Raw genomic sequence first — 15,040 nt, forward strand, 5'->3', positions numbered from 1 at the left:
AACAAAAAGAGCTCCTTAGTTAGGAGCTCTTTTAATTTATATACCTTTTGTTATTTCTTGCGCAACTCAAAAATATCTTTTCTTCTGTCTTTTAAGTTTCTAACAGAACCAAACTTATTCAAATCTTTTAATAAATCTAAATCAACATCAGCAATTAAAATCATTTCTGTATTTGTTGTTGCTTCTGCTTTTATTCCGTTTGCAGGAAAAGAAAAATCACAAGGTGTAAAAACCATAGATTGAGCGTATTGAATATCCATATTATTTACTTTTGGTAAATTACCAACACTCCCAGCAATAGCAACATAACATTCATTTTCTATAGCTCTTGCTTGTGCACAATGACGTACTCTAGAATATCCATTTTGTGTATCTGTTAAAAACGGAATAAATAAAATATCCATTCCTTCATCTGCCAATAATCTACTTAATTCTGGAAACTCAGAATCGTAACAAATTAAAATACCAATTTTACCACAATCTGTATCAAAAGTTTTTAACTCATTTCCGCCTTGCATTCCCCAAACTTTTGCTTCATCTGGCGTAACATGTAATTTTTCATAGCGGTCTGATGAGCCATCTCTTTTACAGATATAACCAACATTATACAACAAGCCATCTTTAATTTCTGGCATACTACCAGTAATAATATTAATGTTGTAGCTAATTGCTAATTCAGAAAATTTCTGAACAATTTGAGGCGTGAATTTTGCTAATTCTCTAATGGCTTGCGATTCTGGTAAGTGATTATTAGCCGCCATTAACGGTGCATTAAAAAATTCTGGAAACAGCGCAAAGTCAGATCGGTAGGCAGAAACGGCATCAACAAAATATTCTGCTTGTTGCATTAATTCTTCTAAATCTTTATACAAACGCATTTGCCATTGTATTAAACCCAAACGAACAACTTTTTTGTTACTTGCTGCTTTTTTTGATTTTTTCTCGTAATAAATATTGTCCCATTCTAAGAGTACTGCAAATTCACCAGAATTTTCATCACCTTCTAAATATCCTTTTAAAATTTTAGAAGGATGAAAATCATTAGAAATTTGAAAGTTTAATACTGGGTCATGAATTTCTTTACGTTTTACTTTCTCTATATATTCTTTGGGCGACAATTTGTTTGAAAACTTGTGATAATTAGGAATTCTTCCTCCAAAAGCAATACCTCTTAAGTTTAATTTTTCGGTTAATTCTTTTCTATAATCATACAATCTTCTGCCCAAACGCAAACCTCTATATTCAGATTTAATAAATACGTCGATACCGTATAAAACATCTCCGTTTTTGTTGTGCGTATTAAATGTAAATGCACCTGTAATTTCTTTATAAGTGTGTTGGTCATCAAAACTATCGTAATCTAAAATTATAGATAATGCACAACCGGCAAGTTCTCCGTTAATTTTAATTACTACTTGTCCTTCAGGAAATTTATCAATTAAGGCTTTAATTTGATCTTCTTTCCAATAAGAATCTGGCATACTTGCATATGCTTCTATCATTGCTTCTTTTAACTGTTTGTAGTCATTTAATGTTAAATAATGAAGCTCAATATTCTCTATATTTTGTATCATTTTTAATATAATGGTTTTTTAAAATAGACCATTTTCTGAAAACAAAATTAGATAAAAAAAGAATTTGTTTTAATAAATAATAAGAATTTATTTAACTGTTTTTTAGTAGGTTAATTAAGTGTCTAAAATTGTTTTTTTGTATTTGTCTGTAGCTTTTTTTAAACTATCAGAAAGAGATTTTAACCACACCATATGGTTAGAAATTAGATAGGCTTCTTGTAAAGCATGTAAAGTTTTTTCATCTATTTCTTTATTTCCTTTCTCAATACTTTCGTCTCTTAAATTAGATAATTTTTGATAGGCATTTAAAAGTTTATTTTCTGCTTTTTCTACAATTTCTTCTGCTATTTTAGATTTACTGGTTTTAGCTTGTAAATTGGTACAAGCTATTTGTAAAGAGCTGTTAATTTTATCAATTAAAATATCAAATTCTTTAGAGGCTGGTGTAGTTTTATGGTTAATTATAAAGTTACCAATAGAAGCAATTGCAGAAACCATAGTTTGGTTAATAGTTACTATTTCATAAACCAATTCAAATTCTTTTTGTTTCGATTTAGGGTCTTGAGTTAATCTTTGAAACGAAGCGTTTAAATTACTAATTGCTAAAAATGCCTCTTTTCTTGCCAAATTATAAGACAATTTGTTAATATTTGGGTCTTTATATAATTCTTGGGTTGCTAAAAGATAGTTTTTATTCATTTTAAGCGCATTTATTAAAATTTGTTTCTGATTATTGATTTCCCAAGTTGGAAGTATTAAATAATTAGAAACAATCGCAATTATTGCACCGATAATGGTGTCTAAAACTCTGTATTGTATTACTTCATATGCATTCGGATTCATTAACGAATACACAAATACAATACTTATAGTTACTAAAGCGGCAGCCGATTTATAGTTCTGTTGCAATAATGAAACAGCAAAAATTAATGAAGAGAATGCTAAAATACTATAGACTACAATGTTTTGAGTTAAAGAAACAATACTTAAAGCAATTGCGGCACCAATTAAGGTTCCTATAATTCTATCCTTTGTTCTTAAACGAGTTAAGCCGTAGCTTGGTCGCATAATCACAATAATTGTTAGTAAAATCCAATAAGTGTTTTGTATTTCTAAAAAATAACCGAATAGATAACCAAATACCAAGGCAAATGTTAATCTTACAGAATGTCTAAAAATTGTTGATTTTAAGCTTAAATTCTGCAATAATACATTAAAACGGTATTCTTGTAATGTTAAAAATTGACTAGAACTTTCTCTTTTTAATGAAATTTTTGAAGCATCGTGTACATTAGCCATTACACGTCTAATTATTCGAATTTCTTCTAAAAGTTGTTCTTGGTAATCGTATAAATTCTTTAAAACTAAAGCGCCTTCTCTGGCTTCTGGTAACTTTATGGTTTCTATATATGCTGTTATTGTTTCATTTGTTTTTGAAAGTGCTTTTAATAAAACATCTTTATTAGGTATTTTTTCGTTCTGAATTAGTAATTCTGATAAAACTATCAGATGGTTACCCATAATTTTGTTTAGTTTTTTAGATGCTTTTAAAAATGATTTATGTTCGCCAAAAATCGAATCAATCATTTTATAATCTAAATGTTTTGCTTCTATTAATTCAAAAATCTTAATAGATGAAACAAAAATAAGAAGTTGTTTCTCTTCATATCTAGATCTCCCAGAGCGTTTTCTTGCTGTTAGTAGTGCTTCTCTTAAAGTTTCGTGTTTTTCGTTAATTTGATTCTGAAGAACAAATGTTTTTTTAAGTAACTCGTCTCTTTTTGTTTTCTTTGTGAGAAGTTTTGCTCTTAATTTTAAATATTTTCCAATTAGTAATAAAGAATCAGATAATAATTGATTTTGATCTTTTTTAGGAACTAATTTTTGAAAAACATAAGAAACCACTAAATACCATAATCCGCCAAAAGACATTAAACCAAGATGCATCATTATTTCTTGTGCGGTTTCCTTTTGAATTGCGAATGCAATAACCATAGCTAACAAACCAGAAAAAGAAACTAATGAAGCTCTAAAACCATAAACAGATAGTAATGAAATTGTAAATGAAATAATTGTAATAACTAAAATTAAAACAACTAAAAACGGTTTAGCAAATAATATTGCTGCCGTTATTAACATTGATAATACAATACTTATTAAAATGGCATTAACTTTTCTTTTAATACTTCCAGGAATATCACTAGGTGAATTTAAAAATGTACCAACCGCAATTGCAGGAGCGTATTTGAAATAACCTAAAAAGTAGAGTAGAGCAAATGGTATTGCGATTGCAACACCAATTCTAATTCCTCTATTAAAATCAGAACTTTTTAAAAATAACTCTAATTGTTTTAATTTCTCTTTCAAGATTTATGATTGATTGTTATGTTTATAAGATAGTAAAATCTTCTAACTAAGCGCTTGTATTTAATATTGAAAAACAAACCTCATTTTTTAACTTAAAAATGAGGTTTTGTTTCTAAATATAAATGTTATTTATTTGGCGGGTAAAACCTTACCAATACATTCTCCAAAACCAATTCTTATGGTGTCATTTTTACAATGTGCACGCATAATAACTGTATCGTGATCGTTTATAAATTTACGTGTAGTACCATCTTTTAAAGTAATTGGGTTTTGTCCGCGCCATGTTAATTCTAACATAGAACCAAAACTATCTTTTGTTGGTCCAGAAATTGTACCAGATCCCATCATGTCGCCAGCTTCTACAGGACAACCATTAACAGTGTGATGTGCTAATTGCTGTGCCATTGTCCAGTACATATATTTAAAATTAGAATTTGCCACAATTGTTTCTTCACCATTTTCTGGCAGAATAGCAACTTGCAAATTAATATCATAACTTCCTTTTCCTTCTTGTTTTAAATAAGGTAAAGGCTCGTGAACTTGTTTTGGATTATCTGTTCTAAAAGGCTCTAAGGCATCTAATGTTACAATCCAAGGAGAAATTGTAGACGCAAAATTCTTTCCTAAGAAAGGTCCTAACGGTACATATTCCCAAGCTTGAATATCTCTTGCAGACCAATCATTAAATTGAACTAAACCAAAAATATATTCTTCTGCTTCTTCGATAGGAATTCTATCTCCAAGCACATTTGCATCCGTAGTAATAAATGCCATTTCTAATTCAAAATCTAATAACTTAGATGGCCCAAAACCAGGAGTTTTACTGCCTTCTGCAGGTCTTGTTTGCCCCAAAGGCCTTCTAATTGGTGTACCAGAAGGTACTATAGAAGAACTTCTACCATGGTAACCAATAGGAATGTGAAGCCAGTTTGGTAATAATGCATTTTCTGGATCTCTAAATAAAGAACCAACGTTTGTTGCGTGCTCTTTACTTGCGTAAAAATCTGTATAATCTCCTACAGAAACAGGTAAAAGCATTTCAACTTCATCCATCCTAAAGATAATTTTATCTTTATGGTTTGCATTATCTCTTAAATTTCCATTGGTTACATCAAAAATTTCTGCAATTTTATTTCTTACCAAACGCCAAGTTTTTCTACCATCTGCAATAAAATCATTTAAATTATCTTGTAAAAAGATATCATCGGTTAATGGTATTCCTTCAAAATATCCTAATTGGTGTAAAGCGCCTAGATCAATAGCAAAATCGCCAATTCTACTACCTATTGTAATAATATCATCTCTTGTAATAAAAACCCCAAATGGTATATTTTGTATCGGAAAATCTGAATCTTCTTCTACCTTTAACCATGATTTTCTATTCGGATTATTTGCTGTTATGATCATCTTATAAAAATCTTTATTTTGTTCAAATTTATGCAATTTTTTCTCATCTTTAAAATGAAATTTAACGAATAACTTATTTTTAACAATGCTTTTTTTTGAATTGTATAAATCTTGATAAGTTCTTTAAAAATATACGAAAAAGTTATTTAATAGGATTATGTTTTTTGTTACATTTGATACTTATTCAAAACAATTACAATGCAATTAGACAATCAAATTTTTGACCTTATTCAGGAAGAAAAAGAAAGACAATTAAATGGTTTGGAATTAATCGCTTCAGAAAACTTTGTAAGCGATCAAGTTATGCAAGCTCAAGGTTCTATTTTAACGAATAAATATGCTGAAGGATATCCTGGAAAGAGATATTATGGCGGTTGTGAAATAGTTGATATTGTAGAGCAAATAGCAATTGATAGAGCAAAAGAATTATTTGGTGCAGAATATGTAAATGTGCAGCCGCATTCTGGTTCTCAAGCAAACACAGCAGTTTTTGCTGCTTGTTTAAAACCTGGTGATACTATTTTAGGTTTCGATTTATCGCACGGTGGACATTTAACTCATGGTTCTTCTGTAAATTTCTCTGGTAAATTATACAACCCAACATTTTACGGGGTAGATGAAGAAACGGGAGTTTTAAATTATGATAAAATTCAAGAAGTAGCTACTAAAGAACAACCAAAACTTATAATTGCTGGTGCTTCTGCATATTCTAGAGATATCGATTTTAAACGTTTTAGAGAAATTGCAGATAGTGTTGGGGCAATTTTAATGGCAGATATTTCTCATCCGGCAGGTTTAATTGCTAAAGGAATTTTAAACGATCCATTACCACATTGTCATATTGTTACTACAACAACTCATAAAACTTTACGTGGACCACGAGGTGGAATGATAATGATTGGTAAAGATTTTGACAATCCTTTTGGTGAAACTTTAAAAAGTGGAAAACCTAAAAAAATGTCTACTTTATTAAACTCTGCTGTTTTTCCAGGTAATCAAGGTGGGCCTTTAGAGCATGTTATTGCTGCAAAAGCGGTTGCTTTTGGCGAGGCATTAACAGATGAGTTTTTAGAATATCAAATTCAAGTTAAAGAAAATGCTGCAGCAATGGCTAAAGAATTTGTAGCTAAAGGGTATAATATTATTTCTGGTGGTACAGATAACCATTGTATGTTAATAGATTTACGTAATAAAAATATTTCTGGTAAAGATGCAGAAATAGCTTTAGGTAAAGCAGATATAACAGTTAATAAGAACATGGTTCCTTTTGATGATAAATCTCCTTTTGTAACTTCTGGTATTAGAGTTGGTACACCAGCAATTACAACAAGAGGTTTAAAAGTAGAAGACATGAAAGCTGTTGTAGATTTTATAGATGAAGCTATAAATAATGCAGATAATGAAGAGGCTTTGCATGATATAGGTGAACGTGTTTCTGATATGATGAGCGCAAGAAGATTATTTGTAATGTAATTTTCTTTTAATATTTATAAAAAAAGCATCAAGAATAACTTCTTGATGCTTTTTTTATGTTTTCTATTTAAAAGGAGGTTTTACCAACTTTTAACTTCTTTTTCTATTTTTTCACGAGTTTCACCGTATTTTTCTTGAATTTGACCAACCAGTTTATCAAATTTACCTTCTGTTTCGGTAGATTTATCATTGGTAATATTACCAAATTCTTCTTTAAATTCACCTTTTATTTGTTTCAACTTACCTTCATTTGTATCTGTATTCATAATATCTGTTTTATATACTATTTCTAGTATTGGTTAATATTAGTACAAACTTAAAGAGTTTATATACAGTTTATTGCCGGTATCAATTAAAAGAATAACTCATATGAAATGTTAGTTGTCTTTTTCAGAATTTTGAATTTTATCAGCTACCTTATCATTGTCATCAGTAGCACTATGAACTTGATCTTTTAGTTTATCTTTATCTTCTCCTTTCAATCTATCTTTATTGCTATCAGTATCTTTATATCCTTTTTTTACAGTTCCTTTTAAAGGATGTAAACCTCTTTCATGAACATCTCCAGAGTTTCCTTTTGTTACATTTTCGGCACTTGGTCTTTCTTTATTTGACATACTATTTTTGTTTTAAGTTATAGTACCTCAAAATTAATTTTATTAGAACAGATACATTAACTAATAAAGATTAAATAGTAACTCAAAAGAAATAAAATTAGATTTCTTTAGAGCGTTCTAATAAATTCTTTGGAATAGATTTTTTGGCTTTAGCGCCCATTTCTTTTAATTTCTGTACACTTTTAATAAGGTTTCCTCTACCATCTACTAATTTGTTCATGGCATTAGAATATTCCTTTTTACTGTCATCAATTTTTTTACCAATGCCAATTAAATCATTTAATAGACCTTCAAATTTATCATATAAAGCTCCGGCTTGTCTCGCTATTTCAAGTGCATTTCGTTGTTGTTTTTCATTATTCCACATAGTATCTATTGTACGTAAAGTAGCTAAAAGGGTAGAAGGTGTAACAATAACAATATTTTTGTCGAAAGCTTTATTATATAAATGTGTGTCTTCATTTAAAGCTATTGCAAAAGCGGGTTCTATAGGAATAAAAAGCAATACAAAATCTGGAGATTCGATTTTATACAAGTCTTCGTATTTTTTATCACTTAATTGCGAAATGTGTCTTTTTAAAGAGTTTACATGTTCGTTTAAGAAAGTTTGTTTTAAATTTTCGTCTTCTTCATTTACGTGTTGTTCATAAGCTACTAAAGAAACTTTAGAGTCAATAATCATTTTTTTATTATTAGGTAAATGTATAACAACATCGGGTAAAACCCTTTTTCCATCATCATTGGTAAAGCTTTGCTGAACAAAATATTCTCGATCTTTTTCTAAGCCAGATTTTTCTAAAACTCGTTCTAAAACAAGCTCCCCCCAATTACCTTGAACTTTATTATCTCCTTTTAAGGCTTTTGTTAGGTTGATGGTTTCTTTACTCATTTGAAGGTTTAGCTCTTTTAAGCCTAGAATTTGCTGACGTAAAGCTGCATGATAATCAATGCTTTCTTTATGAGTTTTTTCAACCTTATCTTCAAATCCTTTAATTTTTTCTTGTAGAGGATTTAATATATTTTGAATATTCTCTTTATTCTGAACCGTAAATTTATTCGATTTTTCATCTAAAATTTTATTCGCTAAATTTTCAAATTCTTTTGTAAATTTCTGCTGTAAATTCTCAATTTCTCCTTTGTTTTCTGCTAATTTTTGTTGCAAATTATCAATTTCAGATTCTTGTTTTGACGTTATAGTGATAAGTCTTTCTTTTTCTTGTTGATTATTTTTTAATTCTTGCTGATTTTCTATAAAGTTATTTTCTAAAGTTTCTTTAGATTGAGATAACCTAATAGATCTTTCTTCTAACATAGCATTTTCTTTTTCTAATATAGATTTTTCTTTCTCAAAATTAATTTTTGAAATTAATTTTCCAATAAAAAAGCCAATAATTAAAAAAAACACTGCAATTATTAAGTATATGATTATTTCTGTCATCATGTCGAATTAAGTCCTTAAATTTATCATTTATAAAAAGAACAAAAAACCTTTACTTTAGGTTTTTGTAAACAATTAACTTATTAGAGCTATTTGAAAACATTATCTAAATTTATTTTACATACTATTTTGGGTTGGAAAATTGAAAATGGTTTTCCGAAAGAGCCAAAAAAATATATTGTAATTGCAGCACCACATACTAGCTGGGTAGATTTTCCTATAGCAATTTTAACAAGAATGAGTCAAGGAATGATGATTCATTTTATAGGGAAAAGCTCACTTTTTAAATGGCCGTTTGGTTATTTTTTTAGAATTCTAGGTGGTACTCCGGTAGATAGATCTAAAAGTAATAATATGGTTGATGCAGTCATTAAAATTTTTGATTCTAAAGAAGAATTTAGATTAGGAATTTCACCTGAAGGAACTCGTAAAAAAGTAGAAAAATGGAAAACAGGATTCTATTATATTGCAAAAGGAGCAAATGTACCGATAGTTATGGCAACGTTAGATTTTGAAAATAAGACAGTTAAAATTTCTGAACCTTATTACCCAACGGACCATTTAGAGAAGGATTTTGATAATTTTAAGAGTTTTTTTAAGAATATTAAGGGGAAAAACCCTGAATTATTTTAAAGAATGTAGTTTTAGTAAATAAAATTCACTAAGTTTGTATTAGTAAATAGTTTTTAATAGAGATTAGGGGCTTTATTATTAAAAATTTACTTTATAGCATATGCTATGATATAAGTCTCTAGGTAACTAGAGACTTTTTTTTATGTATTTTTTTCTACAACTTTTTCTGCTATTCCAATAATTACTTCAGTAGCTTTTACCATAGATTCTACAGGAATATATTCGTATCTTCCGTGAAAATTATGACCGCCAGCAAAAATATTTGGGCATGGTAATCCTTTGTATGATAATTGAGAGCCATCTGTACCACCTCTTATCGGTTTTATAATGGGTGTAATTTTTAGATCTTTCATTACCTCTTCAACCAAATCTACAATATGCATTACGGGTACAATTTTTTCTCGCATATTAAAATATTGATTTTCTATAGAAACTTCAATTAAATCTTGTCCCAATCTTTCATTAAAATCAAAAGCAATTTTTTGCATTAAATATTTCCTTTTTTCAAATAAATCTAAATCATGATCTCTAATAATATATTCTAAAACTGTTTTTTCAACATTACCAGACATGTCATGTAAATGAAAAAAACCTTCATAATCGGTTGTTTTTTCTGGTACTTCTTCTTGCGGAATAGCAGCCATAAAATCATTCGCAATTTTTAGCGAATTTATCATTTTTCCCTTTGCATAACCGGGATGAACAATTTTACCAGTAATAGTAACTTTTGCACTTGCAGCATTAAAATTTTCAAATTCTAGTTCTCCAATTTGACTTCCATCCATGGTGTAAGCCCATTCTGCGTCAAATTTATTTACATCAAATTTGTGTGCTCCTTTACCAACTTCTTCATCTGGGGTAAAGCAAATTCTAATTTTACCGTGCTTAATTTCTGGATGTTTAATTAGATATTCCATGGCAGTAACAATTTCTGTTACACCTGCTTTATCGTCGGCACCCAATAAAGTTGTACCGTCTGTAGTAATTATGGTTTGACCTTTATATTGTAGTAAATCTTCAAAATAATCTGGAGATAAAACGATTTTTTTTTCTTCATTTAAAAGAATATCATTTCCTTGGTAATTTTCTACTATTTGTGGTTTTACGTTTTTACCTGTAAAATCTGGACTTGTATCAATATGAGCTACAAAACCAATTGTAGGTACTCTATGTTCTATATTACTTGGTAAAGTTGCCATGATGTAGCAATTTTCATCTAAATCTACATCTTGCATTCCTATTTTTTTTAAATCTTCTACCAAAACCTTAGCTAAATCCCATTGTTTTTCTGTACTCGGAAAAGCTGGGTTATTTGGGTCAGATTCTGTATCTATAGTTACATACTTTATAAATCTATCTGTAATATGTTTTTTATCAATCATTTACTGTTCAATTTTAATTTTGTCTATTAAAGTTAAAGCTTTACATATTCTTTTTTCTACCAAAGAATCGCCATAAATTTCTGCTTTAATAGCCAAAGAACTACTTTTATTTAAAGGTACAAATACTTGTAAAGATTTGTATTTAAATTTTTGTTTTTTACCAATAGAAATTACGTAATAACTTTTTCTATTTAAAAAAATAATTTCTTTTTGTTTTTTTTGAATTAGTTTATTTGTAAGGTTTTCGTGCTCTATTTTTAGTTTAAAAATATCATCTATTTGTATGGAATTATTGATAAAATTTACATCTAAAAGCAAGCTCTTTGTAAGCTGTTTTGTTGTGTCTGCTGTATAAATAGAAGATTGATAATTGTCTGTAAAAGTGCTTGTTTTCCAGTTGTTAGGTAAACTTATTTTAAAGTTATTTTTAGCATCCGAAAATTCTTTTAAATTGTTAAAATAAATCTCATTACAACTAAGGTTTTGTTTTAAGTCTGATGTATTATTACAATTGAATAATAGGAGCGAAGTTCCTAAGATAAATATGCTTCTTAAAATTAATTTATAATTCAAGTTTTCCAATTTTATTAGCACCACCTAACCAAGCAGTATTTTTATTTATAAATTGAATGGTATAATAATTCTCATCAGACACTTTTTTCCAAGTCAATCCGCCATCTTTAGAGTAAGAAATTCCGGTTTTACCAACAGCAAAAACTTCTTTTCCGTTAGTATTTGGCACAAATTGAATGCAACTTTTATAATTAGGGTTTTTAGAATCTGCAATTAAAGTCCAAGTTTTACCACCATCTGAAGTAATTGCCTTGTTTGCCTTATTTTCTAATGGTTTTGAATAATCTCCTCCAATTGCAATTCCGTTATTATTATCATAAAAATCAATAGAATACATTCCTTGTGGTCCGTTACCTTGTATTATCGGTGTTTCAAATATTTGCCATGTTTTTCCGAAGTTATTAGACTTTAAAATTCTAGATTTTTTACCACCAGAAGCAATATAAACAGTGCTACCAACCGTTTTAATATTGGTGTTACTTGCCGCAAAAAAAGCTTCGCCTTCTTCTATTTCAGGTAAATTTTCACACGGAATTTTATGCCAAGTTTCTCCGCCATCATCAGTAATTAAAATGGAAGCACAATTTTCTGTAGGATCACCAACCGCGATACCGTGTTTATTATCATCAAAAAAAGCAATCGCATCATAAAAAACTTTAGTATCTTCTTCTACGTATTGTAAAGTTGCTTCCATATCAGAAATTTTATATAGCAATGCAGGATTGGCAATAGATAATGCAAAATAATCAGAACCATTAAAAGCTAAACTTCTAAAATTTGGAATTATAGAATCTTGATATTTTATATTTAGAATAGACCAATTTTCTCCGTTATCTATAGTGGTTCCTATGGTTCCGTTAGAGCCAGCATAAACAACTGTTGTAGAGTCTATAACTTGAATTGCTCTTATACTAGTATCATCAATTTTATATTCTTCTATAGAAATAGAGCTTAGATTTCTTGGCTGATACTCTTGCTTACAAGAGATTAAAAAAAGTAAAATTAAAATAATACCGAATATTCTTCTCATTTTTGATATTTTTATACGACTAAAGTAATCAAATCATAATTGATAATGAAAAAAGCATTGGTAATTTCTGGTGGAGGAAGTAAAGGAGCATTTGCAGGAGGTGTTGCGCAGTACTTAATGAAACATGAGAACAAAAAATACGATTTGTTTTTAGGTACCTCTACAGGAAGTTTAATGGTATCTCATTTAGCTATGGATATGTTAGATGAACTTAAAGAGTTGTATACCAATGTTAATCAAGAAACTATTTTTAGTAACAATCCTTTTAAAATTAGAAAAGTTGCAGGTGAAAAAGTAATTAGCATCAATCACTTAAATACATTTTGGAATTTTTTAAATGGTAGAAAAACCTTTGGAGAAAGTAAAAATTTAAGGTCTTTAATTAAGAAAAATGTTACTAAAGAAATGTACGTTAAAATTAGAGCTGCAAATAAAGAAGTTGTTGTGACTGTTTCTAATTTAACCGCGAACCAAATAGAATATAAATCGATTAACGATTGTAGTTATGAAGATTTTTGCGATTGGATTTGGGGTTCTTGCAATTATGTTCCTTTTATGAGTTTATTAGAAAAAAATCATTGTCAGTACGCAGATGGTGGCTTTGGTTCTTTAATACCAATCAGAGAAGCAATTTTAAGAGGAGCCACAGAAATTGATGCTATTATTTTAGAAACAGAGGTTACTCAAATTAATAGATTGCCTGCAAAAAACCCGTTTTCTTTATTATTTGATGTTATGGATTTTATGCTGGTACACGTAGAAAGGCATAATATTACCATTGGTAAATTAGCTGCTTCAAATAAAGATATTAAACTTAACTTATATTATACCCCAACGGTTTTAACTACGAACTCTTTGGTTTTTGATAAAAAGTTAATGAAAAAATGGTGGAAATCTGGATTTAATTATGCTAAATCTAAAGAAGAAGAGAAGATGAGTGAATTTAGACCAGATATTCTTACAGACCAAGAAATGGAAGATTCTGCTGAAGAAGCAGAAAATTTAAATATTTAGCAAAAAAAATCCAGCAATTAAGCTGGATTTTTAATTTATTATTTTAATTCGGAATACATATTATTCTTTGCTGGTGTAGCCAATTTAGAATTAAATATTTCTTCGGTTTTAATAAAATCTTTTGTTTTTGCTGATGATTTAGCGCCTGTAGAAATATATTCTAAAGTTCTATCTAATAAAGGGTCTGATCTTTCACCTAAAACACCTAAGTTGCCAATATTTTCACTTAAATTAATACCTGTAAAATTTGTTCCAGGTATAATTCCGTTAGGATAGTTTTTACCATCTTTATTGGTAATTTCTAAAACTAATGGCTGCATTGCATATGTGTGATCTGTATTTAAATTGTCTCCACTTCTAAATAAATTATCAGAATCATATAAAGTAATAGAACCTACTTGTTTACCAACAGTTGTTGTACCAACAATTTTTACATCTATGTATGCATCTAAAGCATTTATAACTAATTCTGATGCAGATGCAGAACTACCAGAAACTATAAAATATACTCTAGATAGGTTTAAACTATTTATAGCCTCATCAACAACAATATTATCATTTGCATCTGTTTTTGTAATTTTTGTAGGGAAATTATTCGTAAAATTATCTGAAGAAAATGCGCTTAGAACTTTGTTATTCCATACTTCTTTAGAATATACTTCTCCTATAAATTGACCAGTTACCATGCTACCTAAATACCCTGCAGTGTTAGTAGATCCACCACCATTATATCTTAAATCTATAATTAAGTCATTAATAGCTTCTGCTTTAAAATTTGCAAACACTGCATTTAAATCTTGGTCGTAACTGCTAGCAAATTGATTGTACATTAAGTAACCAATTTTTTGATTTCCATCTGTAATTACTTTAGAAACTGCTATTGGGTTTTCTTGCACTTCTGTTTTTTCAAGAACAGCAGTACTGTTATTAGCTACAGGGCTACCTTCATTATAATCTGCAAAACCTAATGTTATCGATGCATCATCATTAAATAACAAATCTCTAAAATTGGAATCTGTTAATTGAATTCCGTTTACAGTACTAAAATAAGAACCTCTTGTTATACCAGCTGTTGCAGCACTAGAGTTTGGAATTACATATCTTACGTAGCCAAATATTTTTGTGGCACTGTTTACATCTCTTACTAAACCAAAATCTAGACCAGTACTTAAATTAATTCCCTGAAAAGAGTTTTCTAAAGCAACATAATCATCAACAATCCAAGAAAAACGATCTACAACTCCTGGATCACTTAATAAACTATTAAAAGTAGCTTCTGGAGAGTCATATTGTCTAAAATGAGTGTATAAACCTTCAAAATTATTGAATCTGTTATCAGCTAAATCAGGCACATCTTCTTGCCATAAATAATACAAGTTTAATCCTTTCCAAATAAAATAATTTATTTCATCATCTGTGGTAACAATAAATTGTTCAACTTCTTCTGGAATTTGATTGTTGACTTCTTCTTTGCTACACGATGCAGTTAAAACTAATAAGGATAGTAAACTTGTTAAAAAATATTTTTTCAT

The 15,040-nt window shown here is 29.0% G+C and carries 13 protein-coding genes; 3 read left to right on the top strand and 10 right to left on the bottom strand.

Annotation, left to right across the window (positions count from 1 at the left end; all coding sequences use genetic code 11):
• Positions 1–50: 50 nt before the first annotated feature.
• From ACYPV9_RS04510 to fahA, 3 genes are all read right to left on the bottom strand, one after another.
• On the bottom strand, positions 51–1,574 hold the full coding sequence (locus tag ACYPV9_RS04510) for a carbon-nitrogen hydrolase family protein (RefSeq protein ID WP_299060662.1): 1,524 nt from the start codon (positions 1,572–1,574) through the stop codon (positions 51–53).
• 114 nt (positions 1,575–1,688) lie between these two features.
• Complete coding sequence (locus ACYPV9_RS04515) at positions 1,689–3,941, bottom strand: FUSC family protein (RefSeq protein WP_459741905.1); 2,253 nt, start codon at positions 3,939–3,941, stop codon at positions 1,689–1,691.
• A gap of 129 nt (positions 3,942–4,070) precedes the next feature.
• Positions 4,071–5,348 (bottom strand): fumarylacetoacetase, encoded by a 1,278-nt coding sequence (gene fahA / locus ACYPV9_RS04520; RefSeq protein WP_459741906.1) that lies wholly within the window; start codon positions 5,346–5,348, stop codon positions 4,071–4,073.
• Positions 5,349–5,546: 198 nt separating this feature from the next.
• On the opposite strand from fahA, the gene glyA reads away from it, so the two are divergent.
• Entirely contained in the window at positions 5,547–6,821 is a 1,275-nt protein-coding gene (gene glyA / locus ACYPV9_RS04525) for a serine hydroxymethyltransferase (RefSeq protein WP_459741908.1), read from the top strand.
• Positions 6,822–6,901: 80 nt separating this feature from the next.
• Here the strand turns inward: glyA and ACYPV9_RS04530 are convergent, their stop codons facing one another.
• The 3 genes from ACYPV9_RS04530 to ACYPV9_RS04540 all read right to left on the bottom strand — a co-directional run bounded on the left by ACYPV9_RS04530 (position 6,902) and on the right by ACYPV9_RS04540 (position 8,876).
• Positions 6,902–7,087 carry a CsbD family protein gene (locus ACYPV9_RS04530; RefSeq protein ID WP_459741910.1) on the bottom strand — a complete coding sequence of 62 codons (186 nt, stop codon included), beginning with the start codon at positions 7,085–7,087 and terminating at the stop codon, positions 6,902–6,904.
• A 111-nt stretch (positions 7,088–7,198) separates the two neighbouring features.
• Positions 7,199–7,438 (bottom strand): hypothetical protein, encoded by a 240-nt coding sequence (locus ACYPV9_RS04535; protein ID WP_459741912.1) that lies wholly within the window; start codon positions 7,436–7,438, stop codon positions 7,199–7,201.
• 97 nt (positions 7,439–7,535) lie between these two features.
• Positions 7,536–8,876 carry a DNA recombination protein RmuC gene (locus ACYPV9_RS04540; RefSeq protein WP_459742631.1) on the bottom strand — a complete coding sequence of 447 codons (1,341 nt, stop codon included), beginning with the start codon at positions 8,874–8,876 and terminating at the stop codon, positions 7,536–7,538.
• Positions 8,877–8,969: 93 nt separating this feature from the next.
• Between ACYPV9_RS04540 and ACYPV9_RS04545 the strand changes: the two genes are divergently transcribed.
• Positions 8,970–9,509, top strand: a complete 540-nt coding sequence (locus ACYPV9_RS04545; RefSeq protein WP_459741913.1) for a 1-acyl-sn-glycerol-3-phosphate acyltransferase — start codon at positions 8,970–8,972, stop codon at positions 9,507–9,509.
• Positions 9,510–9,649: 140 nt separating this feature from the next.
• Here ACYPV9_RS04545 and pepT read toward each other — a convergent pair whose 3' ends face one another.
• From pepT to ACYPV9_RS04560, 3 genes are read right to left on the bottom strand one after another with little or no spacing between them, the layout of a single operon-like run.
• Entirely contained in the window at positions 9,650–10,891 is a 1,242-nt protein-coding gene (gene pepT / locus ACYPV9_RS04550; protein ID WP_459741914.1) for a peptidase T, read from the bottom strand.
• The gene (locus tag ACYPV9_RS04555) at positions 10,892–11,464 is read right to left on the bottom strand and encodes a hypothetical protein (protein WP_459741916.1); all 573 of its coding nucleotides are present in this window, start codon (positions 11,462–11,464) and stop codon (positions 10,892–10,894) included.
• Positions 11,454–12,494, bottom strand: a complete 1,041-nt coding sequence (locus ACYPV9_RS04560) for a WD40/YVTN/BNR-like repeat-containing protein (RefSeq protein WP_459741918.1) — start codon at positions 12,492–12,494, stop codon at positions 11,454–11,456. The genes ACYPV9_RS04555 and ACYPV9_RS04560 overlap by 11 nt, the downstream gene beginning before the upstream one ends.
• Before the next feature lie 45 nt (positions 12,495–12,539).
• On the opposite strand from ACYPV9_RS04560, the gene ACYPV9_RS04565 reads away from it, so the two are divergent.
• Positions 12,540–13,508 (top strand): patatin-like phospholipase family protein, encoded by a 969-nt coding sequence (locus tag ACYPV9_RS04565; protein WP_077809216.1) that lies wholly within the window; start codon positions 12,540–12,542, stop codon positions 13,506–13,508.
• Between the two features lie 38 nt (positions 13,509–13,546).
• On the opposite strand, the gene ACYPV9_RS04570 is transcribed toward ACYPV9_RS04565, so the two are convergent.
• Positions 13,547–15,040 (bottom strand): S41 family peptidase, encoded by a 1,494-nt coding sequence (locus ACYPV9_RS04570; RefSeq protein ID WP_459741920.1) that lies wholly within the window; start codon positions 15,038–15,040, stop codon positions 13,547–13,549.

This window comes from Polaribacter sp. OB-PA-B3 (assembly GCF_054589375.1).

Coding starts and splice junctions, on each gene's coding strand:
- ACYPV9_RS04510 (WP_299060662.1), bottom strand. CDS start 1,574: ATGATACAAAATATAGAGAATATTGAGCTTCATTATTTAACATTAAAT.
- fahA (WP_459741906.1), bottom strand. CDS start 5,348: ATGATCATAACAGCAAATAATCCGAATAGAAAATCATGGTTAAAGGTA.
- glyA (WP_459741908.1), top strand. CDS start 5,547: ATGCAATTAGACAATCAAATTTTTGACCTTATTCAGGAAGAAAAAGAA.
- ACYPV9_RS04530 (WP_459741910.1), bottom strand. CDS start 7,087: ATGAATACAGATACAAATGAAGGTAAGTTGAAACAAATAAAAGGTGAA.
- ACYPV9_RS04535 (WP_459741912.1), bottom strand. CDS start 7,438: ATGTCAAATAAAGAAAGACCAAGTGCCGAAAATGTAACAAAAGGAAAC.
- ACYPV9_RS04540 (WP_459742631.1), bottom strand. CDS start 8,876: ATGACAGAAATAATCATATACTTAATAATTGCAGTGTTTTTTTTAATT.
- pepT (WP_459741914.1), bottom strand. CDS start 10,891: ATGATTGATAAAAAACATATTACAGATAGATTTATAAAGTATGTAACT.
- ACYPV9_RS04560 (WP_459741918.1), bottom strand. CDS start 12,494: ATGAGAAGAATATTCGGTATTATTTTAATTTTACTTTTTTTAATCTCT.
- ACYPV9_RS04565 (WP_077809216.1), top strand. CDS start 12,540: ATGAAAAAAGCATTGGTAATTTCTGGTGGAGGAAGTAAAGGAGCATTT.
- ACYPV9_RS04570 (WP_459741920.1), bottom strand. CDS start 15,040: ATGAAAAAATATTTTTTAACAAGTTTACTATCCTTATTAGTTTTAACT.